Source organism: Neisseriaceae bacterium CLB008 (assembly GCA_041228285.1).
In the GTDB taxonomy this organism is placed as follows: domain Bacteria; phylum Pseudomonadota; class Gammaproteobacteria; order Burkholderiales; family Neisseriaceae; genus JAGNPU01.
Genome location: CP166133.1, coordinates 2,729,174 through 2,753,017, shown reverse-complemented (window position 1 = coordinate 2,753,017; position 23,844 = coordinate 2,729,174). Strand labels below are relative to the sequence as shown.

The following is a 23,844-nucleotide window of genomic DNA, read 5'->3' as shown; positions in this document are numbered from 1 at the left end:
CAGCGTGCGGTTTTAGTTGACGGCAGAGGTGGCTGCGTTTATTTTCTGATTTTTAAACGACAGAGCTTGATGACATCCGATGATCAATCGATCTTTACGTACTTCTTGGCTGCTGGCTTTGGGTCTTGCTGTAGCCGTTGGGGCCAGCCATGCCCAAACGGGCCAAAAGCCTTCTTATTATGGTCATTTACAGCAAAGCAATCTGATTCCGCCGCTGATGCCAGAGCAAACGGCCGCAAAAACCCAGCAAGACAGCCTAGCCAAAGTCACCAGTCGGCAGGATTTTGACGTGCTGGCGCGGGTGTACGAACAGGGTACGCCGTTTGAAATTCCCCATATTTTGTTTGTGATCGATCGTCAGGATCACAATCGAATTGACTATGTGAATACGCCAAAACATCAGCTGCACGAGCGTTTTGTGACCCACCTATTGGGTACAAAACCGAGCAAAAGCGCTTTGAAAAGCTATTATTATGAGCCTGATCGCCGCTATGTGTTTGGCACGCTCAGCTGGCGCCAAAATATTCGCGCCTTTACCTATGAATTTTGGGAAGGCGATAAGCTGACCCCTGAGCTGCTGCGCCTCACCGATGCGCAGCTGAAGCGCACGTTTTATGCGCCAGTGCAGTTTAAAACCAATTCGTCCTGGCATCAGCAAGTCGGCACGGCCGTGGGCTTGAACTACGTGACCCAAGAAGCCTTAATCAAAGAGCAACACTTCATGGCCTTGAATCCAGGCTTGGCCGTAGGGCGATTGAAGCTGGTGCAGTCCGAGGCCGATTTGGCTACGGTGGGTGAGCACGATATTGTGATTTTAAAAGAAGTGCCGTTGAGCCTGCCGCCGGTGGCCGCCGTGATCAACGAGCAGCCTTCTACCATTTTGTCTCACGTCAATTTGCTGACCAAGGGCTGGCGAGTCCCCAATATTTATTTAAAAGACGCCAGTAAAATCATGGGGTCTATGCTGAATCAAAACGTCACTCTTAAAGTGGGTGCCAACCATTACAGCCTGGCACCGGCTGCCGAAGGCCAGCTGCAGCGGCGCACGGCGGTGGCTCATTTACCCCAGCCTAATCTGACCGACGCTCAGTTAAGGCCTTTGAGCCAGTTGGATCGTAAAGACCATCAATACTGTGGCAGCAAGGCTGCCAATTTAGGAGCGATCAAGCAAGGTACCTCGGGCTTGAACGTGCCGGATGGTTTTTGTATTCCGTTTGCGCAATTCCAGCAGTTCATGGATCAGCAAGGCATCACGGCTGCGTCTTTGAACCAAATGGAAGCCCAGTTTGAAGGTGACGTCGCCAAGCGTAAAGCGGGCCTAGCGGCACTACGCCAGCGCATCATGGCCGCGCCTGTGGAGCCTGAGTGGGTGCGCGGCTGGGCCAAGCAATGGCAGCAGCAGTTACAGGGTCAGGGCGTATTTGTGCGCAGCTCTTCCAATTCGGAAGACTTGCCAAATTTCAGCGGTGCGGGTCTGTATCAAACGGTGCCGAACGTGACTACTGAACCGGCTTTGGCCGAGGCGGTTAAAACCGTGTGGGCTTCGGTGTTTCATTTTGAAGCCTATGAAGCCAGACGCGTGGCGGGCTTCCCGCAAGACAGCGTCAAAATGAGCGTGTTGGTTCAGCAGGCGATTAATGCCGATGCTTCGGGCGTGATGGTGACCTTAGATCCATTTGACGAAAGCCGTAAAGGGGTGATGTATTTGGCCGCTAAGCGCGGTATCGGCATTCGGGTGGTGGAGGGTAAGCGCATTGCTGAGCAAGTGCTGTATACCCACCGCAGCGGCAGCGTACAGGTATTGACGCACTCGGCCGATGAGGTTGCCCTACAGCTAGATGATCAGGGCGGCGTGGTCGAAGTGCCTTTATCTGGTGCGCCTGCGGTGCTGGATGAAGCCACCATTAAGCAATTGGCTGCGGCCAGCGTGGCGATTAAAACGCTGTTTGGAGAAGAGGAACAAGACATTGAATGGGCGATTAAAGATGGTGAAGTACTGATCTTACAGGCCCGACCCTATATTCGGCAGATACCGTTGAAACAGCCTTTGGCCGTAGGTTTAAGTATTGCTTTGCTCAGCCTAGCCAACTTGACCGAGGCTGGTGCGCCTTAGTATTGTTCTATGGGTAGAACGCTGTGTGACCTATTTTATTGGCTAAGTCTCTGTTATATTAACTCAATTGTTTTTTCTCATTTAAGGAGCCTCCTATGGGTAGCCAAGTTGCGTTAAGCGTGTCTAAAGACGGCCATTTTGAACGACCTGCCAGCGTGTTTCGCGATTGGCTTAACCCCAGTGGGCCATTCGAGCCTGAGCGCGATCGCTATCATCTTTATGTTGGTTTGGCCTGTCCGTGGGCGCATCGGGTGTTGATCATGCGGGCCTTAAAAGGCTTAGAAGACATTCTGCCCTTTACCGTGGTGCATTGGCGTTTGGGCCCACAAGGCTGGCATTTCGCCGACGAAAAGGGTGCTCAAGCAGATCCCCTCATGAATGCTCAATACCTGTCTGAAGTGTATCAAAAGGCTGAACCAGGTTATCAAGGTAAGGTGACCGTACCCGTGCTGTGGGACAAAAAACGCCAGACCATTGTGAATAATGAGTCTTCAGAGCTGATTCGGATGTTGGGTCAGGCATTTGATGACTTAGGTGCGAAAGCGGGCGATTATTATCCTGAGGCCTTGCGTGCCGACATTGATGCCGTCAATGAGCGCATCTACGAAACCTTAAATAATGGCGTGTACCGCGCTGGCTTTGCGACCACCCAGGCTGCGTATGAAGAAGCCTTTACGGCCCTGTTCGCCACTATGGACTGGCTAGAGGCACGGCTTGCTGTAGGCGGCCCTTACTTGATGGGCGAGGCTTTAACCGAAGCCGACATTCGCTTATTCACCACGCTGGTGCGTTTTGATGCCGTTTATCATGGTCACTTTAAGTGTAATCAGCGCCAGCTGCAGGATTATCCTGCGCTGTGGGCCTATACGCGTCGCCTGTATGCCCTGCCGGCTTTTGCCCAAGACGTGAATTTCTTTCACATCAAGCACCATTATTATGAGAGCCACCTCAAGATTAACCCAACCGGCGTGGTGCCGCTGGGACCAGACTTGGATTGGTCGATTTAAGCTCAATCAAAAGCCCTCGCTTCATGTGTGATGAAGCGAGGGCTTTTTTGTGGCCGTTTGTTTAGCCTAGCTGTTTTTTAACGGCTTGAACCCGCATTAAACGCTCGTCTTGTTTGTCGCCGGTTTCCTGTGCCGGGATCCAGCCCTCAGTATGTTCTTGGACAATACTGGCAAGGGCGTCTAGCCATTCGGGTTCGGTATTGAGGCAGGGAATGTATTGAAAGCCTTTACCACCGGCGTCGATGAAGAGCTCGCGGCCTTCATCGTTGATCTCTTCGAGGGTTTCCAAACAGTCTGACACAAAGCCAGGACAGACCACGTCGATGTTTTTGACGCCCTGCTTTTTCGGCAGGCTGCTGAATAAGTCTTGCGTCGACGGTCCCACCCATTTGGCTTTGCCAAAGCGGCTTTGGAAGCATACGACATAGTCTGTTTCTTTCAGTTCTAGCGCTTGGGCCAATAGGCGGGCGGTTTTGTGGCATTCGCAAAAATAAGGGTCGCCTTGGTGTAGGGTTTTTTCGGGCACGCCGTGAAAGCTCATCAACAGCTTGTCGCCACGGCCGTGCTGTTGCCAATGGCGGCGAATGTGGTTGGCGAGGCTGTTGATGTAGGCGGGATGGTCGTGAAAGCGCGATACGGTGCGCACGTCCATCATATTGCGTTGCTGCATTAAGGTGCGAAATACTTCGTCTAAGGCGGTGGCGCTGCTGGAACCTGCGTATTGTGGGTACAGCGGCAGTACGAAGAGGCGGGTGACGCCTTGTTGCTTCATCTTGGTCAGCACGCTTTGTACCGATGGGTTGCCGTAGCGCATGGCGTAATCCACCACGATGAGGTCGCTCTTAGCCTGAAGCGCCTGGCCCAGCAATGCCGCTTGCTGTTGGGTGTAATAGGCCAGCGGTGAGCCAGCCTCAAACCAGATGCGGCGGTATTTTTGCGCGCTTTGCTTGGGCCTAAAGGTCAAAATAATGCCCTTGAGGATGGGCTGCCACAGCCAGCTTGGCAGCTCTACTACGCGCTTATCCGATAAAAACTGATTCAGATAGCGGCGTAGCGGCTTGGTTTCTGGGGCGTCTGGGGTGCCCAAATTCAGGAGCAAGACGCCTACTTTAGGCTGGAACTGGGCATGGTTGTGGTTGGGTTCGGCTAAAAAAGTCATGGTGCGTTATTCTTCTGAGGATCGAGCTAAAATTTGGCGGCTGCCGCCCACTTCAGGGGCCGACACGATGCCACCGCGTTCTAAGTCTTCCATTAAATTGGCTGCTCGATTGTAGCCAATTCGTAAATGGCGTTGTAAAGAGGAAATAGAGGTTTTACGACTGCTTAAAATAAACTCTACCGCTTGGTCAAATAATTCGTCTGCGCCTTGGCCGCTGCCGTCACCAGCGCCATCGGTGCTGTTGCTGGCTTCACCTGTTAACAGGCCTTCGACGTATTCTACCGGGCCTTGGCGTTTCAAATAGTCGACGACTTGGTGCACTTCTTCATCAGACACAAAGGCACCGTGAATCCGGGTTGGGTCGCCAGAGCCAGGCGGTAAGAACAGCATGTCGCCTTTGCCCAATAAATTTTCTGCGCCCATTTGGTCCAAGATGGTGCGGCTGTCGATGCGGCTAGACACTTGGAAAGAAATGCGGGTGGGGATGTTGGCCTTAATCAAGCCGGTAATCACGTCCACCGATGGGCGTTGGGTGGCCAGAATCAAATGAATGCCGGCGGCGCGAGCTTTTTGAGCCAGGCGCGCAATCAGCTGTTCTACTTTCTTACCTTCCACCATCATCAGGTCGGCCAGCTCGTCGATGATGACCACAATTTGCGGCAGCGGCAAGAGCGGCTCTGGATTGTCTTTGTCGAGGCTGAAGGGATTGGTTAAGGGCTCGCCTTGTTCTTTGGCGGCTTTGAGCTTGTCGTTAAAGCCGGCGAGGTTGCGTACGCCCGTGTGGGCCAACAGGCGGTAGCGTTTTTCCATTTCTTGCACGCACCAATTTAAGGCGTTGGCGGCGTGCTTCATGTCGGTGACTACGGGCGCCAACAGATGAGGAATGCCTTCGTAAATCGACAGCTCCAGCATTTTGGGGTCGACCATGATCAGGCGGACTTCTTCGGGTGAGGCCTTATACAGCATGGAGAGAATCATGGCGTTAATCGCCACTGATTTACCCGAGCCTGTGGTACCGGCCACCAGTACGTGTGGCATTTTGGCTAAATCAGCCACCACGGGCTGGCCGGAAATGTCTTTGCCCATCGCCAAAGTGAGCTTAGAGCCGCTGTTGGCAAACACAGATGCATCAAAAATGTCTCTTAAGCCAACGTTGAGGCGCTCTGGATTAGGCAATTCAATGCCCATCGAACTTTTGCCGGCAATGGTTTCCACAATGCGCACGCTTTGTAAGGCCAGCGCCCGCGCTAGGTCTTTGCCCAGATTGACAATTTGGGTGCCTTTCACGCCTTGAGCGGGCTCAATTTCGTAGCGTGTGATCACTGGGCCTGAAGTGGCGCTGATGACGCGTACCGACACGCCAAATTCGTTCAGGCTGCGCTCGATCAGATCGGCCGTTTGCTGTAGGGTTTGCTGGTCGATGGGCTTGTTCTGTTGGGCGGTCACCGACAGCAGATTGACGCCGGGTAGATTGGTTTTCCTAGCGGCGCGCGGTTTTTTTGGGGTGGCTGAGCCTTGGGCGCTGCTGGTGTCGGCCTCGCGTTCGTCCTCTTCATCAAACTCGTCAAATAAAGACGGCTGTTCTAAATCCAAAGCGGGTGCGACTTGCATCGCAATCGGGGCTTTGGCCACCGGCAGCTCTGCGGTGACGTCTTTGGCGACGCGGCGGGTGATGCGCTTTTTGGGCAGATCTTGGATGAAGGCGTGCGGTTTTTGAATCAGCTTGAGCCACAGCCACTCTAGGCGCGTGCCCAGTTTTTCAATCAGCACCAGCCAAGACACCTGTAGTAATAAAGACAGGCCGATCATCACGCAGCACAGGCTCAGCACAAAGGTGCCGGTCATGCCCAGATAGGTGCTTAACAAGCCGCCGAGCTGGCCGCCAATAAAGCCGCCGGCGCCAAAGGGCAAGGTGTCGAACTGGTTTTTCCAGCCTAGGTATTCTAAGACTGGGCTGGCGATGACGAGAAGCACCACGCCCACGGTGCCGATAATGTTGTTATAGCTGTGGTTGGCGCTGTCGCTGGATAAAGGTCGAAACGATTTCACCAGCCAAGTGATGGCGGCGATGATCAACCACCAGCCGGAAATACCGGCTAAATAATACAAAATATCGGCAAAATAGGCGCCAAACACGCCGCCGAGGTTGCGCACATCAGTGCCCTGAACGCTGCGCGACCAGGCAGGGTCTAGCGGGGTGAAGCTGGCTAAGCTTAGGCCAAGGTAGACCACCACCAATAGGGCGACCAGCCACAGGGCATCATTGATGAGGATGATGAGGTGGGGCGCCCGAGTGCGGGATTTATTCTTAACGACGGATTTTCGTTTGGGTTTCTTTTTAAATAAATTCATATTCAGTCATGTCATTGGGGTCGGGTGTGGTGTGGTCACCACGTTTCGTCGTATGAGTGCTTTAAGCAGGGTAAAGTGCCCCTAATAAACGTTTGCCAGCCGCACCGGTCGCCTGCGGTAGGTTGCCCGGCTGGCGATGGATGAGCTGGGCGGCCAGCCAGCCAAATGCAGCGGCCTCTACCCATTGGGGGTGTAGGGCCAGCTCGGCGGTGTCGCTTAAACTGATCTGCGGCAATAGTGTTTTTAGTCGATTGTATAATAAGCCATTATTCAAACCACCACCACATACAAATAGGGTTTGCGTGTGGGTTGCATGGGTTTGAACCGCTTCGGCAATGGTGAGGGCCGTGTATTCTAGCAGGGTGCGCAAGACATCCTGTGGTTGTTCGGTGCCGCTTAAGAAGGGTTGCAGCCAGTCTAGTGAAAATAAGTCGCGGCCCGTACTTTTCGGTGGCGTTTGGGCAAAGTAAGGGTGGGCTAAGAGTGCCGTGAGCAGGGCGGGCAAAACCTGGCCTGAGGCGGCTTTTTGGCCACCTTCGTCATAGTGGCATTGCCACTGCTGCTGCACCCAGGCGTCCATCAACATATTGCCAGGGCCGGTGTCGAAGCCAAAAGCAGATTGATCGGGTGCCAAAACGGTGATGTTGGCGATGCCACCGATGTTTAAAATGGCACGGTGTTGCTGCGGATGGGCAAACAAAGCCTGATGAAAAGCGGGCACTAAAGGCGCACCCTGACCACCGGCGGCTAAGTCGCGGCTGCGAAAGTCACCCACGACGTCAATGCCGGTCAGTTCGGCTAATAGGGCGAGGTCGACGCTTTGCAAGGTATAGCCTTGAGCTGGGTTGTGGCGAATGGTTTGGCCGTGGCAGCCAATGGCGCGGATGGCTTGGCGATTGATTTGCTGTTCGGTTAAGAGCTTATTCACCACTTCGGCATAAAGATGGCTCAGCGTTTGGGCCAAGAGGGCATTTCGATGCAGCTCGTTGTCGGCCACTGTCTGTAAGGACAAAACTTGGGCTTGGGTGTCGGCGCCGTACGGCACAAAGGCATGAGCCAGGGCGCCGCACCAGCGGTGGTGCTGGGTGCGAATCAAGACGGCGTCTACGCCATCGAGGCTGGTCCCAGACATTAGGCCAATATAATATTCGTATTCGGAAACCGATAGCGTTGCCGTTGCCATAATGCACTCCTGGATGGGTATGCCTGATTATACTATCAGTAGACAAACAAAACGCGCCTTGAAGGCGCGTTTCTTAAGAAAAGTAAGTCTTATTCTTGTGGTGCTGCTTCAGCCGCTTCTGCAGTTTCGCCTTCAGCCGCGCCTTCTTCGCCTTCTTCAACGATGGCTGGGGCAGTAAAGTTAGCGCCGGCGCTGTTGGCCATGTAAGCCACTGCACGAGCCACTTCATCGTCGGTCAGGTCAGAGCGACCGCCACGAGCGGGCATGGTGTCGTTCATGAAGCCGTTGATGGCGTGGTCTAATAGGGTGTCGTAGCCTTTGGCAATACGAGGGCCCCATTGGTCAGGGTGGTTGAATTTAGGAGAGTTGGCCACGGTAGAGTCTTCCGCGTGGCATTGGATGCATACTTTGTTGAAAACTAATTCACCACTGCGTTGGCCTGCAGGAACGCCATCGCCCAAGACAATATTGCCAGTTGGTTTAATGCGTGAGCTTACCGCTTCTTTGGTCATCTCATCGAAATCGCTGTGAAAACCAGAGGTGGCTAAACTAACCAACAAATACAAAAAGCCAAGAATAATGACAATACCACCGATTAAGGTAGTGGCTGCGGAACCGGTAGTGTGTTTTCTAGAGGTGTTCATTTTATATATTGCCTCGCCTGAAAAGGGTAAACGTAGGGTAATAGAATGCCAAGATTATACTTAAAAGGCCCCATCTTTCCAATCTTAAACTTTGGCCTGCCTCAAATTAAGGCCAATTAAGGGAAAAAAGCGGGTGTTGTTAGGGTATTAGCGCGTATGAGCTCTTGGCTTAGGTTTGTGTTCTGATCCATTTTATCGCATTTATTTACCCTTTTGGGGCTTATGTGGCTTTACAAGCAGGCATGAGATAAGCTAATCTTGCGCCATAGTGACGTTTACGCACCCATAGCTCAGTTGGAAGAGCGTCAGTTTCCGAAGCTGGAGGCCACAGGTTCGATCCCTGTTGGGTGCGCCACTTATGCTATTAACACGCGGTTTGCCTCGGGCAAAAGCGTGTTTTTTTGCGCCTATGTGATTGGGCCAATAAAAAAAGGCCCCAAGCAGAACTTGGGGCAAATATCAGCATGAGTCAGGAAACAAGGTACTGCTTAGTGGAACTGCTCTTCTTCGGTCGAGCCGGTTAGGGCCGTCACGCTAGAGCTGCCACCTTGAATAACGGTGGTCACTTGGTCAAAGTAACCGGTGCCTACTTCTTGCTGGTGCGACACAAAGGTGTAACCACGGTCGCGAGCAGCAAATTCAGGCTCTTGTACTTTTTCAACGTAGGCAGACATGCCACGTTGGGCGTAGTCTTGAGCTAAATCGAACATGTTGTACCACATGTTGTGAATGCCAGCTAAGGTGATGAACTGGTATTTGTAACCCATGGCGCCAAGTTCGCGCTGGAATTTGGCGATGGTGGCATCATCCAAGTTTTTCTTCCAGTTAAACGAAGGTGAGCAGTTGTAGGCCAACAGCTTGCCTGGGAACTCTTTGTGAATCGCTTCGGCAAATTGACGGGCGAATTCCAAATCAGGGGTACCGGTTTCACACCAGATCAAGTCGGCGTAAGGTGCATAGGCTAGGCCGCGAGAAATGGCTTGTTCTAGGCCATTTTTGGTGCGGTAGAAGCCTTCGGCGGTGCGCTCGCCAGTGCAGAATGGCTGATCGTTAGGGTCTACGTCTGAGGTTAACAGATCGGCCGCTTCGGCGTCGGTACGGGCCAAGATCAAGGCAGGTACGCCCATCACGTCCGCTGCTAAACGAGCAGAAATCAGCTTTTGAACCGCTTCTTGGGTGGGCACCAATACTTTACCGCCCATGTGGCCACATTTTTTCACTGCCGCCAATTGGTCTTCAAAGTGAACCCCAGCCGCGCCGGCTTTAATCATCGATTTCATCAGTTCGAAAGAGTTCAGAACGCCACCAAAGCCTGCTTCAGCATCGGCCACGATCGGGGCGAAGTAATCAACATACTCTTTGTCACCAGCGTCCACGCCGCGAGCGTGTTGGATTTCGTCGGCACGGGTAAAGGTGTTGTTGATGCGCTCTACCACGGCAGGCACGGAGTCAACCGGGTATAGAGATTGGTCTGGGAACATCGACATGTATGAGTTGTTGTCCGCTGCGACCTGCCAGCCAGATAGGTAGATGGCTTTAATGCCAGCTTTAACCTGCTGCATGGCTTGGCCGCCGGTCAGGGCACCCAAACAGTTGATGAACGGTTCGTCGTGAACCAAGCGCCATAGTTTTTCTGCGCCGTTGCGCGCTAGGCTGTGTTCAACATGGATAGAGCCTCTTAGGCGTTCAACATCTTCAGCGGTGTAGCCGCGTTTGATGCCTTTCCAGCGAGGGTTTTCTTGCCAATCTTTTTCGATGGCGGCGATACGTTGTGCACGATTAGTCATACTTGAAATTCCTTTGTTCTAATTTAGATTTTGGATTCTTAAGGGATCGTCCAAAGCGTAGAAGGGAACGGCTTTCTTGGCCTTGGCGATGGGAAAATTTAACCATGTTTCAGACGGGGGGGCTAGCCCGATTTGTCGCCGCCGAGTTAGAACAAACGGTCTAATTTTCAATTGCTTACTGTTGGGTTCGGTTTCGAGTTTCGACTTTGTTGCTTAATGTTCCTTTGCGTTTTTTTTAACAAAATCGGGTGTTGGGAAGAGAAGATTTTTTTGGCCAATCTGGGCGATTTTTAATGGGGTAAGCTTGATGCGCCTAGGGGAGTGGTGTGATTAACGCTGCAACGCAACATGTTGTTTTTCGTTGTCACAAAAGGAATCTGTGTTGATTTTGTTAATCTGTTGTATTTTTGGTAATAATATTAAAAATAAGGCTTGAAAAAACAAAACCGCCCGCTATATGGGCGGGCGGGCTGTCAATGCTTTATTGATTATCGTGTGTTTGGCGCTAACCGAGGGAAGCGGCCAGACTCGGGGTAAGGGTAAAAATCTTCGATGAGGCCGGCCAAAATGCGGTCTTTCTTACTTTGCCAAAACTGCGGCGTCAACAGATCGCGGTGGTGTTTTAAAAACACTTGGCGCACGTCAGGCTCACCCAATAAGAAGGGCCCAAACTCTTCGGGGAACACATCGCCCTTATTGACGGGGTACCACACTTCGCTGGACAACTCGTATTCAGGGTTGGGTGCTGGCGGAATGGCTCGGAACTGACAGTCGGTCATGTATTCAATTTCATCATAATCATAGAAGATCACGCGGCCGTAGCGGGTCATGCCAAAGTTTTTATACAGCATGTCGCCAGGGAAGATGTTGGCCGAGGCCAGCTCTTTCAGGGCGTTACCGTATTCAATCACGGCGCTGTCTTTGTCGGCTTGGCTGGCGCTTTGCATGAAGAGGTTCAGAGGCTTGAGGCGGCGCTCAATGTACAGGTGTTTGACCACCAACAGGCCGTTGCTTTCTTCGATTTGCGACGGCGCCAAAGCGCGTAGTTCGGCCAAGAGCAGTGGATCGCAGCGATCTAGAGGAAAGGCCACGTTGGAAAACTCTAAGGTATCGGCCATGCGGCCGACGCGATCGTGGCGCTTCACTAAGAGATATTTCTCTTTCACTTCTTTGCGACCAAAGTCTTTATTCGGACCGAACACGTCTTTAATCAGCTTAAACACGTAGGGGAAGGTCGGCAGCGTAAACACCAACATCACCAAGCCTTTGACCCCAGGGGCTAAGGTGAACTGATCGTTGGAATGGTTGAGGTGCTGAATGAATTCACGGTAAAAAATATTTTTGCCCTGCTTTTGCAGCCCCAGCATGGTGTACAGCTCGTGCGGATGGCGCATCGGCAGCAGTCGGTGTAAGAAATTCACGTAGGCTGAAGGCACATCCATGTCGACTAAGAAATAGGCGCGCGCAAACGAGAACAGCACCGCAATTTGCTCGGGATGAAACAGGGCCGTGTCGATGACTAGCTGGCCTTGCTCGTCGTGCAAAATGGCGAGGGCGAACGGATGGCGGCGGCTGCCGTTGACGATTTGACCAAAGATGTAGGCGCCTTTATTGCGGTAAAACGGCGCATGCAATACCTGCAGGTGCAAATTGAGCTCGCTGGGCGGCCATTCGTCTTGAAAATGGGCTTTAGCGGCGCGCAGCACGCAGGAAAGGTCGTGATTGAGGTGGGCAAACGGGCGCTGCCAGTTAAAGTGGCCAATGATGTGCTGTAGGCAGCCGCGTAGGCCTTCTTTATTAGGGTAGAAGCTTTTAAACGTGGGTGGGTCGGATTCGATGTATTCGGTTGAGGTTGCCGGTTTAAAGAAGATGAAGTCGTTATTAAAGTATTCCCGATCCAAAATCTTGCAGCACACCGAATTAAAGAAGGTTTCCGCCAGTTCGGGCTGCTTGTGGTTGACCAGCAGCGCAATATAAAGGGTTTTGGCCTGCTGCCAGACTTCATCAGAAAAGTGGGCGGCGTCGCAGGTTTCGCGCAAAAAGGTCACAGCCTCTTTGACGCGGTCGTCGTACATTTGAATTCGATTGGCGACTAACTCTTGAATGCCATGCCAGTTAGCGGCCTCGAACAGGCCTTTGGCCTGGGCGTTGGCCTGGCTAAACAGAAAGTAGTGCTTATTAAAGCCGTTTAAAATGCTTTGGGCAACCAGCAATGAACGGCTGTTTTGACTGGAATGGCCCTGACTGGGGGGGCTTAAATCCGACATCTTGTGTGACTCCTTTGTGACAACAAGTGGGACTCAGGCTGATTTGATTCATTATTATGTGTTTATTTCATCATAACAATCATATGGGGTTTTGGGAAGGGCGATCTACGCCCATGAAAAAGCCGCTAACCCTGATGGGCTAACGGCTGGCGCAGAACGTGTCGGGCTTTAGGCCTCAAGACCAAGGCCGGGGCGCTGGTTTAAAAATACTTGCTGGCCTTGGTAGCTGAGCCCTTGTGGGGCTTCGGTCAGCCACAGCGGCGCATCAAAGTCACAGTATAAAACGTTGGGATGGCTGGCAGCAAAGTGGGCTGCGGCGCTCACCGAGACGGATGACTCCATCATGCTGCCGATCATGCACGGCATATGGTGAACGGCGGCTAAGTCGGCGATTTGGCGGGCGGGGCCGATGCCACCACATTTGAGCAGCTTGATGTTGAGGAGGTCGACGCAGCGCTCGCTGATGAGGGTGAAGGCGTCTTGCGGCGAAAACACGCTCTCATCGGCCATGATTTTGGTGGCGACTTTGTCGGTGACGTATTTCATCCCAGCAAAGTCGCGCGCCAATACTGGTTGCTCTACCCAATCGATGTTGAAGCCTAGCGCTTCTAATTGGCGAATCACGTTGACGGCATCTTTAGCTGTCCAGCCCTGATTGGCGTCGAGGCGAAAGCGGGTGGTGCTGGGTACGGCGGCGGCGATGGCCTGCATGCGCTCGATGTCGAGGCTGGGGTCGTTACCGACCTTGATTTTTAAAGTGTCAAAACCGTCGGCCACGGCTTTTTGGGCGGCTACCTGCATGACTTCTGGCGTGTCTAGGCCAATGGTCATATTGGTGGTCAGCGCTTTGTGGCCGCCGAGAACGGCGTAAAGCGGTTGATCCAGCCACTTGGCAAATAGATCATGTAGGGCGATGTCGGCGGCGGCTTTGGCGCTGGTATTACCGATGCAGGCACGCTGTATGGCCAGAAGTAAAACATTGAGCTGGCGTGCGTCTTGGCCGACGAGAGCGGCCTGAATTGGGCCTAAAAGGGCGCCGATGATGCCTTCTTTAGAATCACCGGTGATGACTAAAGTGGGGGCGGTGGCGCCGCGGCCGACTAGGCCTGCATCGGTGTCTAGATACACATCGATGCTGTCAATTTCGTGGGCGGTGCGCAGCGCCGTTTTAAAAGGGGTGTGCAGCTGTAGCGGCGTGTGCGCCACCCGTAGTTGGGTAATGATCATGTGCGTGCTTTCTCATGGTTTCATCAAGTTCGATTACAGTAAGGACAAAATTTTGCCCACCAGCATGCCGAAATAGGTGCCGGCAAAAGAGCCCATCAGCGCCATCAACACGCCAATGGGAATCAGCGATTTGTGGTAGCTGGCGGCCAGCATCGGGGCCGAAGCCATGCCGCCAATATTGGCGAGGCTGGCCACGCCGAGGGTAAATAAATCGTAGCGAAAGAGTTTGCCCAACAGCACCATCACCACCAGGTGAATGAACAAAATCAAGAAGCCAGACACGAGGTAAATCGGGGCTTGGGCTAGATTGCTGAAGTCTGAGCGCGAAGCGATTAAGGCGATGATGATGTAGAGCATGACGTTGGATAATTCCATGGAGCCGGACATTTTAGACAGCGGCGTCATCGCCAAGCCTAGGCCGATTAAGGAAGCCAGCATAATGGTCCAAGTGGTGCCGTTAATCACGTCGCCCACGTTGGGCAGGTTTTGCCCAGCCCAGGTACATACGGCCGAAATCAACAGGCCAATGCCTAAAAGATACAAAATATTCTGAAACGTGATCGGCGCTTCTGCGGTTTCGGTCTTCATGTTCATGGCTTCGCTCGACAGCTGCTCTGGCGCCTTGGTCCATTTGTTGAAGCGCCCAGCAAACGGCACCAGCCAGAACATGAACATCACCCAGACGGCGTAATTGATGGTGTCCATCATCAGAATGTAGCCGAAAATGGTTTCGGGTACGTCTAAGATGCTTTGTAAGGCCACCATATTGGCCGAGCCGCCGGTCCAGCTGCCGGCGAGGGCGCCAAATGCGCGCCAGGTGCCGTCAATGTAGAAGTGTTTCAGGCCCACATAAACCACTACAAAGCCCACCAAAATGCTGAATACAGCACAGGCATAGGCGACCAACATGCGGGGGCCGAGGTGGATGATTTCGCGCAGATTGCATTTTAGCAGCATCAGCGCCAGCATGGCCGGTAAGAGGGCGCTGCGCACGGATGAATAGGTTGTGCTGATCGATTCTGATGGCGCAAACACGCCAAAGGTATTCATCATGGAAGCGCCGATGTAAATCAGCACCACGGCGGGTAAAAAAGTCAGCAGCTTGCGGGCGTGGGTGTATTGCTGAAAGGCGGCCATCGCGGCAGCCCAAGCAATCAGCACGCTTAAATACATAAAGCCTTGTTCTATCATGTGTTTCTCCTGGTGTGTGGGTTCGCTACTTATTCGGTAGCGTTGGTATGGCCAAAAAAAATCCAGCCAAGCGCACGCCTGCGGTTAAGCAAGCGGTGCGATTGGCTGGATTTTATTTAGGTAATTAAATAAAGCAGCTTAAATCAGCTATTGGGCATCACGTTGAAGGTGTTGGGCATATTTTTTCTGTGCGTCTTTAAATGCCACAATCAAGGCTTTTTGTGATGAGCCTAAATAGCGTTGGGTAATTTGGTTACTGATGTCGTTGTTTTGGATGTGCTGGCCAATGAAGAATTCACGAATGAATCGATTGGTCAGCGTCAAGGTGGTGGAACATTCCACGTCAACGATCAGATGGGTTGTTTGGTCAATGACCAAGGCCAAAAAATAGGCCTTAAACTTTTCGGTTATGGGGTTGTTTTGTGGCGATTTAGCATCGCCCACCACATAAATGGTGTCTTCACCGTAGGGCATAGCACTCCCCTTTACATTGTTGGACCTTAGCGAGGGTGAGCCAAAAAAGCTCAGCGTCAGCCATAAAACCGGCCCGATATGTGGGCAAATATAGCATTGAAGCTGGCCTACGGCAATAGTGTTGAAACTGTGGTAAAAGCAAACATTAGAGGTGTCGTTTGGCTAGCTTATATGGGTTGAGGCGATGGCCTTTAGGGGGAGATCAGGCTGAAACGGCTGTGTTAGCCTATTTTTTGTCATCTGTTTGGGGTATTGTGAATGTCACAGCCAAAAGAGTGTCCAGGCCAAACCGATAGGGCTCGGGCCTCGATAAAGAGGAGATGTATATGGGGATTCACCGTTTTTTTACCAGTTTAAATGACTTAGAACGCATTATTCGCGCGCCTGGCCGGTTTAAGTTTGAAGAGCATAATGTGGCGGCCCACTCGTGGAAGGTGTCGCAATACGCCATGTTTTTTGGCACTTTAGAAGAAATGAACGGTGCCGAGGTCGACTGGAAGGCAGTATACGAAAAAACCATCAACCATGACTTTGCCGAAGTGTTTATCGGCGACATCAAAACCCCGGTGAAGCACGCCTCGCCCGAACTCAAACAGATGTTGAGCCATGTGGAAGACAAAATGATGGAGAAATTTATTCTGGATGAAATTCCGGCTGAGTTTCAAGCCGTTTTTTTTCACCGCATGAAAGAAGGTAAGGACACTAGCCTAGAGGGGCGCTTATTGGAGTTGGCGGATAAGCTAGACCAGTTTTATGAGGCCTTTGCCGAGCTTAAGCGCGGCAACCGTGACCATGAATTCATCGATATGTATCAAAACGCGCTGAATAAAATTTTGCACATTCCGCTGCCGGCCAGCGTTGCCTATTTTCGCCACACCATGTTGGCCGACGTTTTGGCCGAAGACACGCAGATCGATTTATACCACCTGACCCACGAAGTGTTGGATCAGGTGGTGGCTTAGGCAGGGCGCTCAGATATGATTCAGCGTAAGCGAATTTATGCGGCCTACGCCGCTGACGACGGCGCACGCTTCTTGGTGGATAGGCTGTGGCCGCGCGGCGTTGCTAAAGAAGCAGCGCATTTGGACGGCTGGCTGAAGGTGATTGCGCCTTCTACGGCACTGCGTCAAGCCTATCATCAAGGTGAGTGTGGCTATACCGAATTGGGCGAGCGCTATCAAGTAGAGCTATTGAGCCAGCCAGAGGCAGTGGCCTGTTTGGCCGATTTGGCCGAGCGTAGCATGACGCAAACCATCACTCTGGTGTACGCCGCGCGTGACGAAACACAAAATCACGTCCAGATTTTAATGACGATTTTGCAAGATGAGTTTGGGGCAGCGTGCGCTGCTGAAGGGAAGACGCAGTTATGAGGTAAAACCTAGGCTCTACAGTGTTAGAGTACCAGTAATAGGTGGAGATAGAGGAGAAGGCCTGATGGAGATGACGCAAACGCATGCGCGCCCAAACGCCAACCACCCGATTAGCTTACATGCGGTACAGGTATTGCAAAGCCTGTGCGATAAGCTTGGCGTGGCCGTTGATTTATTGGCGCACTTAAACGTAGATTACAAAATTAAAGACATGACGGTGATTGCCCGAAGCGAAGAACTACACGCGTTTCAAATCGCCTTACACAAAAGCAAGCGGGCCGATTTAGGGCTGCTGCTGGGCCAGGACATGCATTCGGCTTCATACGGTATTTTGGGCTATGTGATGCTGGTCAGCGATCAGCTGCAAACGGCTTTGGGCTGCGCCTGGTCTTGCCCGCTACAGTTAGGCAGCTATTTTCAAGCGCGGCTGACCCAGCAGCAAGGGCTAGCGGTCATTTCCTATGCGGACTATAGCGCCGACGTCAGCCTCTATGGGTTTAATATTGACACCTGCCTGAGCTCGTATTGGTGCATCATTCAGTCTATTTTAGGCGATCAGGTTTGGCCCACCAAAATTCATTTAAAGCGTCGCCAACTGGCCTATCTGGATGCCTATGAGGCGCTATTTCAATGCCCCATTGTCTTGGGCGCTAAAGAAGATGCGCTGTTTTTTCCTGCTTCATGGTTGACGCGGCCGGCGCGCTATCACAACCAAACCAGCTTTGACATGGCGTATAAGCAATGTCAGGCCATCGAAGAAAGCCTGGCACAAACCGTGATCGACACTTGGGCGGCCAAAGTGTCGACGCTGTTGGCTAGCGACATTGTGCGCTATGCCGCCATCGGTAACGTGGCCGATGCGCTGTGCGTGACCGAACGCACGCTGCGGCGCTATTTAAAGGCAGAGGCGACGGCTTTTCAGTGGTTGCTCAGTGAAGCGCGGATGTCGCAGGCGATGCTGCTGTTACAGCAAGGCCAGCTGCGCATGAACCAGATCACCGAGCAGCTCGGCTACAGTGATCCTTCGGCTTTTCGGGTGGCGTTTAAGCGTTGGAAGGGCATGACGCCGTCGGCCTTTCGACGGCAAACATTTTAAACGGGTGTGATGCTGTCCGTTTTTTAGTGTTTGCTTGTGGTGTCGGGCGAATGATGATAGGGCTGGGGTGTGATCCTAGCCCTTCTTAATCAATAGTTTACATGAAGAGAGTTCAGCGTGGGCATGCGCCGATGCTGGACTCTTTTTGGCGTTTTTGGGCCGGTTACCTGTCCTAAATTATCTCTTTTTTGTCCTGTTTAAAACTCGTTGATTGAGGGCGCTCATGACTAGAATAGTCGTCAGCAGCATAAAAAATAAAGAGCTAGCTGGGCCGGCGATGATGACGTCGCCTCTGCGTTGAGGAGCGCAGATCGGCTTCAGCTTGGCGTTTAAGTGGTCTACAGGTAGAGGAGTCAATCATGAGCAAAAAAACAGGATTTGTATGGCATGAGCTGTATATGTGGCACGACACCGGTAATTACGCCGGCGTTAGCCGACCGAGCGAAGTGGTGCAGCCCAGCGCCCATTACGAATCGCCAGAGCCTAAGCGACGGATTAAAAACCTTTTGGATGTCACTGGGCTGACCGAGCAGCTGACGGCGATTAAGCCCATCGATGCACGGCAGCAGGATTTAGCACGGGCACACACGTCGGACTATTTGGCGTCGGTAGAGGCCATGGATGGCGTGGGTGGCTGCGTTGATCCAGAATCGCCTTTGGGCGCGAGCTCGGTGCGCATTGCCAAAAAATCAGCCGGCGGCGCCATCGAGGCGGTTAAAGCCGTGGTCAGCGGCCAGGTGCAGAACGCCTATGCCCTGATTCGCCCGCCGGGCCATCATGCCGAGCCCGACCGTGGTCGGGGCTTTTGCACCTATGCCAATGCCGCCGTGGCTGGTGCCTATGCCCTAGATGAACTGGGCTTGGCCAAGATTGCCTTTGTGGATTGGGACGTGCACCACGGTAACGGTACCGAAGCCGTGTTTTGGGATGATCCGCGCGCGCTGACCATTTCCCTGCATCAAGATGATTTATACCCACGCGGTACGGGCGCGGTCACCGACGTGGGCGGCGGCGCTGGTCTGGGTGCCAACATCAATATTCCCATGCTGCCAGGCAGCGGCCATGGCGCCTATCTCTACGCGTTTGAAAAAATCGTGCTGCCTGCATTGAGGGCGTTTCAGCCTGATTTGATCATCGTGCCCTGTGGTTTTGACGCCAGCATTGAAGACCCGCTGGGCCGTATGCTGCTGCACGCAGACAGCTACCGCGCCATGACTCAGGCCGTGATGGCCGTGGCGGATGAGCTGGGCCACGGCCGCGTGGTGATGACGCATGAGGGCGGTTATAACGGCAATACCACACCCTTCTTAGGCTTGGCCGTGATTGAAACCCTGTCCGGTATCAAGACGGGCGTCCAGGACCCTTTACAGGCTGGCTTTGCCAGCAGCACTGGCCAAGGCCTGATGTTCTACCAAAAGGCGTGGATTGATGAGCTGCTGGTGCAGCTCAGACAGGTGCGTCACAGCCCATTGGCGGCGCAAATGGCGTCTCAGGCCAGCCTTTAATCAGCGGTATTCGCCAAAGATGGGAGTGAATCATGTTATTCAGAACCAAATCTTACCCCTTTGCGGGGCGGTTATTGCTGTGGATTGTGCTGGTGGTGGTGGCCATGGTGGGGGCAGCGCATTGGTGGGTGCCAGCGGATGCGAACGGAGTTAAAGCATTTGGCGCGTTCACGCTGTTCCCCGTACTCAGCGTGTTGGCGTTGGCTTTGATCAGTAAGCGTACCTTAGAACCGCTGTTTGCCGGCGCCTGCATCGGCATGATGATGTTGGCGAGTAGCCCGCTGGTGTTTATTGAGTCGTTGATGGGCAGCGCCTTAAAAGTGATGGCTAGCCCCGTGATGGGCTGGATTTTACTGTTGTCGGCTTTAATGGGCGGGTTGATTACTTGGCTACAGGTGTCGCGCGCAACAGCTGCATTTAGTGAGCTGTTGGGTAAAGTGGTCAAAACCCGAGCGCAAAGCTTGATGGCGGCGTGGGCGCTGGGCTTGGTGATCTTTATTGATGACTATTTAAGCGCCTTAACCGTGGGGGCGGCGATGCGCCGTTTAACCGATAAGTTTAAGGTATCGCGTGCCATGTTGGCCTATGTGGCGGCGGCCACGGCTGCGCCCGTATGCCTGCTGGTGCCAATTTCGACCTGGGCGATTTACATTTCGGGCCTGCTAGAAAGCAACGGTGTGGCGGCTAAGGGCGCTGGTCTGGCTTACTATGCCGGGATTATTCCCTATATGTTCTACGCCTGGATCACCATCTTGTTGGTGCCGCTGGTAGCCTATCGCCTGATTCCGCCATCGCCCAGCATGCGCGCGGCTGAAGCGGCCGCTGCCGCTCAAGAGTGGCAGCCTGACGCGGCGCCCGACGTCACCTTAGAGAGCACGACGCGGCCAAGGCTATGGCACTTTTTTGTGCCGATTGTGGTGATGATTGGCGCTACTTGGGTCTTGGGCGACACCTTATTAGGGGTGATGACGTCGGTGCTGGTGACGCTGGCGGTGTATCGCTTGGCCAAAATCGGTAGCTTACCGGATTTGTTCGAGCACTTTATGTCGGGCGTCAGCAGCATGATCACCCCGATTGCGATTATTTTTGCCGCCTTTGTGCTGCAAGACGTCAATGAACAGCTGGGCTTGGCGCCGTATTTAATCAATGGGGTTAAGCCGTACTTAAGCGCGGTTTATTTGCCGGTGATTGCGTTTGTGCTGCTGTCGTTTTTAACCTTTACCACTGGATCATTTTGGGGCATTTACGCGATTTCGATCCCCATTATTGTGCCGTTGGCTCAGGCCTTAGACGCCAATATGGCGTTGACCTTGGGCGCCGTGGTGTCTGCAGGGGGCTTTGGTAGCCATGCTTGTTTTTTTGGCGACGCCACGGTGTTGGCATCACGCAGCTGCGAAATCACGCCGTTGCAGCATGCCATTACCCAGTTTCGCTATGTGTTGATCAGCGCCGCGCTGGCGGCGGTATTGTATTGGGTGCTGGCCTAGTGATGAGGCTAAGTGAGTGTGAACGTAGGCCATCGAGAGATTCGGTGGCCTATTTTTTTGCTGGTGAGGGAGGGTGATGGTTTGTTGGCCGTTTGTAGCCGTTTGTAGGGTGGGGAAAGCGTAGCGTGCCCACCGAGCTGAATCATTTGTTTCATAATACTTGGCGCTAACAAACCATGGCTTTTCGATCTTGGTTCATTCTTAAAAGGTTTATTTTCGGACCTTTAACCCTTAATGCAGGTAAGGGCTCTTGAAATAAACAGAAGTACCCCTATTTACAAGTCAACTATTAGGACTAACCTTGTTTATAGAAGTGAAAGAGACCCAGTCATGAACGAAGAAGACGTTAAACACAACCACAACGAAGAAGCGGCCGAAGCCGTTAACGAAGCAGAAGTGAACACCGAAGCGGTCAGCATTGAGTCTTTACAGGCGCGCATTGCCGAATTAGAAGGCCAGCTGCAAGACAGCGTGTTGCGCGGTAAGGCCGACGTGGAAAACATGCGTCGCCGTGGTCAAGATGAGGTTCAGGCGGCTAATAAATACGCCATCGGTAAATTTGCCGGTGAATTATTGGCGGTTAAAGACAGTTTAGAAATGGCACTACAAGACCAAAGCGGTCAGTTTGATGCCTTGAAGTTTGGCGTGGATTTAACTTTAAAGCAGTTGATCGCCGCCTTTGAAAAAGGTCAGATTCAAGAAATCAACCCATTGGGCGAGCCTTTGGATCCGCACAAGCATCAAGCGATGACCACAGAAGAAAGTGATGAAGCGCCGAATACCGTGCTAAAAGTGATGCAAAAAGGGTATATGGTCGCCGACCGCGTATTGCGCCCCGCTCTTGTAGTGGTGGCTAAGGCCAAAGAGGCCTAACGGAATAAAAAATGCGGGTGAGGGCTTGAAATCCCCCAAAACCCCCTTATTTGATAGACATGATTGAAGGCACAGGCCTCATACAAGAATTTTGAATTAGGAGCATAACAAATGGCAAAAGTAATCGGTATTGACTTAGGGACAACCAACTCATGTTTGGCCGTATTTGACGGCAGCACTTCTAAAGTAATTGAAAACGCAGAAGGTGCGCGTACCACACCTTCCGTGATTGCCTACCTAGACGGCGACGAAATTTTGGTGGGTGCGCCGGCAAAACGCCAGGCAGTGACCAACCCTAAAAACACTATTTATGCATCAAAACGTTTGATCGGTCGTCGTTTTGAAGACAAAGAAGTTCAAAAAGACATCGACTTGATGCCTTTTGACATCGTTAAAGCCGGTAACGGCGACGCTTGGATTAAAGCGAAAGACCAAGAATTGGCTCCGCCACAAATTGCCGCTGAAATCTTGCGTAAAATGAAGCAAGCAGCAGAAGACTATTTGGGCGAACCCGTAACAGAAGCGGTGATTACCGTGCCTGCTTACTTTAACGACAGCCAGCGTCAAGCCACTAAAGACGCAGGCCGCATCGCTGGTTTGGAAGTAAAACGCATCATTAACGAACCAACCGCTGCCGCTTTGGCGTTCGGTATGGACAAAGCCGAGAAGGGCGACCGTAAAATCGCCGTATACGACTTGGGTGGCGGTACGTTCGACATCTCTATTATTGAGATTGCCGACGTAGACGGCGACAAACAGTTTGAAGTGTTGGCCACCAACGGCGACACCTTCTTGGGCGGTGAAGACTTTGACCAACGTTTGATTGACTACATCATTGGTGAATTCAAACGTGAGCAAGGCATTGATTTAAAACAAGACGTGATGGCATTGCAACGCTTGAAAGAAGCGGCAGAAAAAGCCAAAATCGAATTATCTAGCGGTCAACAAACCGAAATCAACCTGCCTTACATCACCATGGATGCTACTGGCCCGAAACACTTGGCATTGAAAATTACCCGTGCCAAATTTGAGAGCCTAGTAGAAGACTTGATCGAACGTTCGATTGAACCTTGCCGCATGGCGATGAAAGACGCTGGTTTGTCGGTTAACGACATCGACGACGTGATTTTGGTGGGTGGTCAAACCCGTATGCCTAAAGTGCAAGACGCGGTAAAAGACTACTTCGGTAAAGAGCCACGTAAAGACGTGAACCCTGACGAAGCCGTGGCCGTAGGCGCTGCGATTCAAGGTGCCGTATTGTCTGGTGACCGTACCGACGTTTTACTATTGGACGTGACGCCTCTGTCTTTGGGTATTGAAACCATGGGCGGCATCATGACCAAAGTGATTCAGAAGAACACCACCATTCCGACCAGCGCCACGCAAGTGTTCTCGACTGCGGAAGACAACCAAAATGCCGTGACCATTCACGTGCTGCAAGGCGAACGTGAAAAAGCGTCTGCCAACAAGAGCTTAGGCCAGTTTAACCTGGGTGACATTCCACCTGCACCACGTGGCATGCCGCAAATTGAGGTTAAATTCGACATCGACGCCAACGGCATCTTGAACGTGACCGCGAAAGACAAGGGCACCAATAAAGAAGCGCACATTACCATTCAGGCTTCTTCAGGTTTGAGCGAAGAAGAAATCGAACGCATGGTAAAAGACGCAGAGCTGAACGCTGAAGAAGACCGCAAACTGGCTGAGCTGGTACAGGTTCGCAACCAGGCTGAAGGTTTGGTTCACTCGGTGAAAAAATCACTGACCGACTACGGCGACAAATTAGACGCAGCTGAAAAAGAAAGCATTGAAGCCGCGATTAAAGAAGCCGAAGAAGTGATTGCCGGTGAAGACAAAGAAGCCATCGAAGCGAAAACTGAGGCTTTGGCGACCGTGAGCCAAAAATTGGGCGAAATGATGTACGCCCAGGCTCAAGCTGAAGCAGGCGAAGCCGGTGCGGATGCACAGAGCAGCAAAGCAGAAGACGCTGACGTAGTCGACGCTGACTTCGAAGAAGTGAAAGACGACAAGAAAAAAGACTAAGCACTCCTGCTTTGGTCTGATAAAAAGAGTGCCTCGGCACTCTTTTTTGTTGGCGGCTTTAATTTA

18 protein-coding genes and 1 tRNA gene are annotated in these 23,844 nt (G+C 52.4%); 10 read left to right on the top strand and 9 right to left on the bottom strand.

Annotated elements, in window-relative coordinates:
* Positions 1-79 precede the first annotated feature (79 nt).
* Together AB8Q18_12695 and AB8Q18_12690 are read left to right on the top strand one after the other, a co-directional pair.
* Positions 80-2,113, top strand: coding sequence for a PEP/pyruvate-binding domain-containing protein (locus AB8Q18_12695; protein XDZ51025.1), 2,034 nt, complete (start codon positions 80-82; stop codon positions 2,111-2,113).
* 95 nt (positions 2,114-2,208) lie between these two features.
* Positions 2,209-3,120 carry a glutathione S-transferase family protein gene (locus tag AB8Q18_12690; protein XDZ51024.1) on the top strand — a complete coding sequence of 304 codons (912 nt, stop codon included), beginning with the start codon at positions 2,209-2,211 and terminating at the stop codon, positions 3,118-3,120.
* Between the two features lie 61 nt (positions 3,121-3,181).
* Here the strand turns inward: AB8Q18_12690 and hemH are convergent, their stop codons facing one another.
* The 4 genes from hemH to AB8Q18_12670 all read right to left on the bottom strand — a co-directional run bounded on the left by hemH (position 3,182) and on the right by AB8Q18_12670 (position 8,458).
* Complete coding sequence (hemH, locus tag AB8Q18_12685; protein XDZ51023.1) at positions 3,182-4,279, bottom strand: ferrochelatase; 1,098 nt, start codon at positions 4,277-4,279, stop codon at positions 3,182-3,184.
* Positions 4,280-4,285: 6 nt separating this feature from the next.
* Positions 4,286-6,631 (bottom strand): DNA translocase FtsK, encoded by a 2,346-nt coding sequence (locus AB8Q18_12680; protein ID XDZ51022.1) that lies wholly within the window; start codon positions 6,629-6,631, stop codon positions 4,286-4,288.
* Between the two features lie 61 nt (positions 6,632-6,692).
* A complete protein-coding gene (locus AB8Q18_12675) occupies positions 6,693-7,814 on the bottom strand; it encodes an anhydro-N-acetylmuramic acid kinase (GenBank protein XDZ51021.1) in 1,122 nt (373 codons plus the stop codon).
* An 89-nt stretch (positions 7,815-7,903) separates the two neighbouring features.
* Positions 7,904-8,458: a cytochrome c5 family protein gene (locus AB8Q18_12670; protein XDZ51020.1), complete on the bottom strand. Its 555-nt coding sequence runs from the start codon at positions 8,456-8,458 to the stop codon at positions 7,904-7,906.
* Positions 8,459-8,737: 279 nt separating this feature from the next.
* Here AB8Q18_12670 and AB8Q18_12665 point away from each other — a divergent pair.
* Positions 8,738-8,813, top strand: a tRNA-Arg gene (locus tag AB8Q18_12665).
* A gap of 133 nt (positions 8,814-8,946) precedes the next feature.
* On the opposite strand, the gene aceA is transcribed toward AB8Q18_12665, so the two are convergent.
* The 5 genes from aceA to AB8Q18_12640 all read right to left on the bottom strand — a co-directional run bounded on the left by aceA (position 8,947) and on the right by AB8Q18_12640 (position 15,404).
* Positions 8,947-10,245 carry an isocitrate lyase gene (aceA, locus tag AB8Q18_12660; GenBank protein ID XDZ51019.1) on the bottom strand — a complete coding sequence of 433 codons (1,299 nt, stop codon included), beginning with the start codon at positions 10,243-10,245 and terminating at the stop codon, positions 8,947-8,949.
* 488 nt (positions 10,246-10,733) lie between these two features.
* Positions 10,734-12,512: a bifunctional isocitrate dehydrogenase kinase/phosphatase gene (aceK, locus tag AB8Q18_12655; GenBank protein XDZ51018.1), complete on the bottom strand. Its 1,779-nt coding sequence runs from the start codon at positions 12,510-12,512 to the stop codon at positions 10,734-10,736.
* Between the two features lie 168 nt (positions 12,513-12,680).
* Positions 12,681-13,739: a dipeptide epimerase gene (locus AB8Q18_12650; GenBank protein ID XDZ51017.1), complete on the bottom strand. Its 1,059-nt coding sequence runs from the start codon at positions 13,737-13,739 to the stop codon at positions 12,681-12,683.
* Between the two features lie 33 nt (positions 13,740-13,772).
* Positions 13,773-14,930, bottom strand: coding sequence for a DUF819 domain-containing protein (locus AB8Q18_12645; protein XDZ51016.1), 1,158 nt, complete (start codon positions 14,928-14,930; stop codon positions 13,773-13,775).
* Positions 14,931-15,077: 147 nt separating this feature from the next.
* Positions 15,078-15,404 carry a DUF3870 domain-containing protein gene (locus AB8Q18_12640; protein ID XDZ51015.1) on the bottom strand — a complete coding sequence of 109 codons (327 nt, stop codon included), beginning with the start codon at positions 15,402-15,404 and terminating at the stop codon, positions 15,078-15,080.
* Between the two features lie 326 nt (positions 15,405-15,730).
* On the opposite strand from AB8Q18_12640, the gene AB8Q18_12635 reads away from it, so the two are divergent.
* From AB8Q18_12635 to dnaK, 7 genes are all read left to right on the top strand, one after another.
* The gene (locus tag AB8Q18_12635) at positions 15,731-16,366 is read left to right on the top strand and encodes a YfbR-like 5'-deoxynucleotidase (protein ID XDZ51014.1); all 636 of its coding nucleotides are present in this window, start codon (positions 15,731-15,733) and stop codon (positions 16,364-16,366) included.
* 15 nt (positions 16,367-16,381) lie between these two features.
* Positions 16,382-16,774, top strand: coding sequence for a DUF488 domain-containing protein (locus tag AB8Q18_12630; GenBank protein ID XDZ51013.1), 393 nt, complete (start codon positions 16,382-16,384; stop codon positions 16,772-16,774).
* Positions 16,775-16,844: 70 nt separating this feature from the next.
* The gene (locus AB8Q18_12625) at positions 16,845-17,870 is read left to right on the top strand and encodes an AraC family transcriptional regulator ligand-binding domain-containing protein (protein XDZ51012.1); all 1,026 of its coding nucleotides are present in this window, start codon (positions 16,845-16,847) and stop codon (positions 17,868-17,870) included.
* 359 nt (positions 17,871-18,229) lie between these two features.
* Positions 18,230-19,375, top strand: coding sequence for a class II histone deacetylase (locus tag AB8Q18_12620; protein ID XDZ51011.1), 1,146 nt, complete (start codon positions 18,230-18,232; stop codon positions 19,373-19,375).
* 32 nt (positions 19,376-19,407) lie between these two features.
* A complete protein-coding gene (locus tag AB8Q18_12615; protein XDZ51010.1) occupies positions 19,408-20,862 on the top strand; it encodes a Na+/H+ antiporter NhaC family protein in 1,455 nt (484 codons plus the stop codon).
* Positions 20,863-21,192: 330 nt separating this feature from the next.
* Positions 21,193-21,735, top strand: coding sequence for a nucleotide exchange factor GrpE (grpE, locus tag AB8Q18_12610; GenBank protein ID XDZ51009.1), 543 nt, complete (start codon positions 21,193-21,195; stop codon positions 21,733-21,735).
* A gap of 111 nt (positions 21,736-21,846) precedes the next feature.
* The gene (dnaK, locus tag AB8Q18_12605) at positions 21,847-23,778 is read left to right on the top strand and encodes a molecular chaperone DnaK (protein ID XDZ51008.1); all 1,932 of its coding nucleotides are present in this window, start codon (positions 21,847-21,849) and stop codon (positions 23,776-23,778) included.
* The last annotated feature ends 66 nt before the right edge of the window (positions 23,779-23,844 follow it).

Excerpts from the sequence above, each read along its gene's own strand:
- AB8Q18_12695 (XDZ51025.1), top strand. The coding sequence starts at position 80 with ATGATCAATCGATCTTTACGTACTTCTTGGCTGCTGGCTTTGGGTCTT.
- AB8Q18_12690 (XDZ51024.1), top strand. The coding sequence starts at position 2,209 with ATGGGTAGCCAAGTTGCGTTAAGCGTGTCTAAAGACGGCCATTTTGAA.
- hemH (XDZ51023.1), bottom strand. The coding sequence starts at position 4,279 with ATGACTTTTTTAGCCGAACCCAACCACAACCATGCCCAGTTCCAGCCT.
- AB8Q18_12680 (XDZ51022.1), bottom strand. The coding sequence starts at position 6,631 with ATGAATTTATTTAAAAAGAAACCCAAACGAAAATCCGTCGTTAAGAAT.
- AB8Q18_12675 (XDZ51021.1), bottom strand. The coding sequence starts at position 7,814 with ATGGCAACGGCAACGCTATCGGTTTCCGAATACGAATATTATATTGGC.
- AB8Q18_12670 (XDZ51020.1), bottom strand. The coding sequence starts at position 8,458 with ATGAACACCTCTAGAAAACACACTACCGGTTCCGCAGCCACTACCTTA.
- aceA (XDZ51019.1), bottom strand. The coding sequence starts at position 10,245 with ATGACTAATCGTGCACAACGTATCGCCGCCATCGAAAAAGATTGGCAA.
- aceK (XDZ51018.1), bottom strand. The coding sequence starts at position 12,512 with ATGTCGGATTTAAGCCCCCCCAGTCAGGGCCATTCCAGTCAAAACAGC.
- AB8Q18_12650 (XDZ51017.1), bottom strand. The coding sequence starts at position 13,739 with ATGATCATTACCCAACTACGGGTGGCGCACACGCCGCTACAGCTGCAC.
- AB8Q18_12645 (XDZ51016.1), bottom strand. The coding sequence starts at position 14,930 with ATGATAGAACAAGGCTTTATGTATTTAAGCGTGCTGATTGCTTGGGCT.
- AB8Q18_12640 (XDZ51015.1), bottom strand. The coding sequence starts at position 15,404 with ATGCCCTACGGTGAAGACACCATTTATGTGGTGGGCGATGCTAAATCG.
- AB8Q18_12635 (XDZ51014.1), top strand. The coding sequence starts at position 15,731 with ATGGGGATTCACCGTTTTTTTACCAGTTTAAATGACTTAGAACGCATT.
- AB8Q18_12630 (XDZ51013.1), top strand. The coding sequence starts at position 16,382 with ATGATTCAGCGTAAGCGAATTTATGCGGCCTACGCCGCTGACGACGGC.
- AB8Q18_12625 (XDZ51012.1), top strand. The coding sequence starts at position 16,845 with ATGACGCAAACGCATGCGCGCCCAAACGCCAACCACCCGATTAGCTTA.
- AB8Q18_12620 (XDZ51011.1), top strand. The coding sequence starts at position 18,230 with ATGAGCAAAAAAACAGGATTTGTATGGCATGAGCTGTATATGTGGCAC.
- AB8Q18_12615 (XDZ51010.1), top strand. The coding sequence starts at position 19,408 with ATGTTATTCAGAACCAAATCTTACCCCTTTGCGGGGCGGTTATTGCTG.
- grpE (XDZ51009.1), top strand. The coding sequence starts at position 21,193 with ATGAACGAAGAAGACGTTAAACACAACCACAACGAAGAAGCGGCCGAA.
- dnaK (XDZ51008.1), top strand. The coding sequence starts at position 21,847 with ATGGCAAAAGTAATCGGTATTGACTTAGGGACAACCAACTCATGTTTG.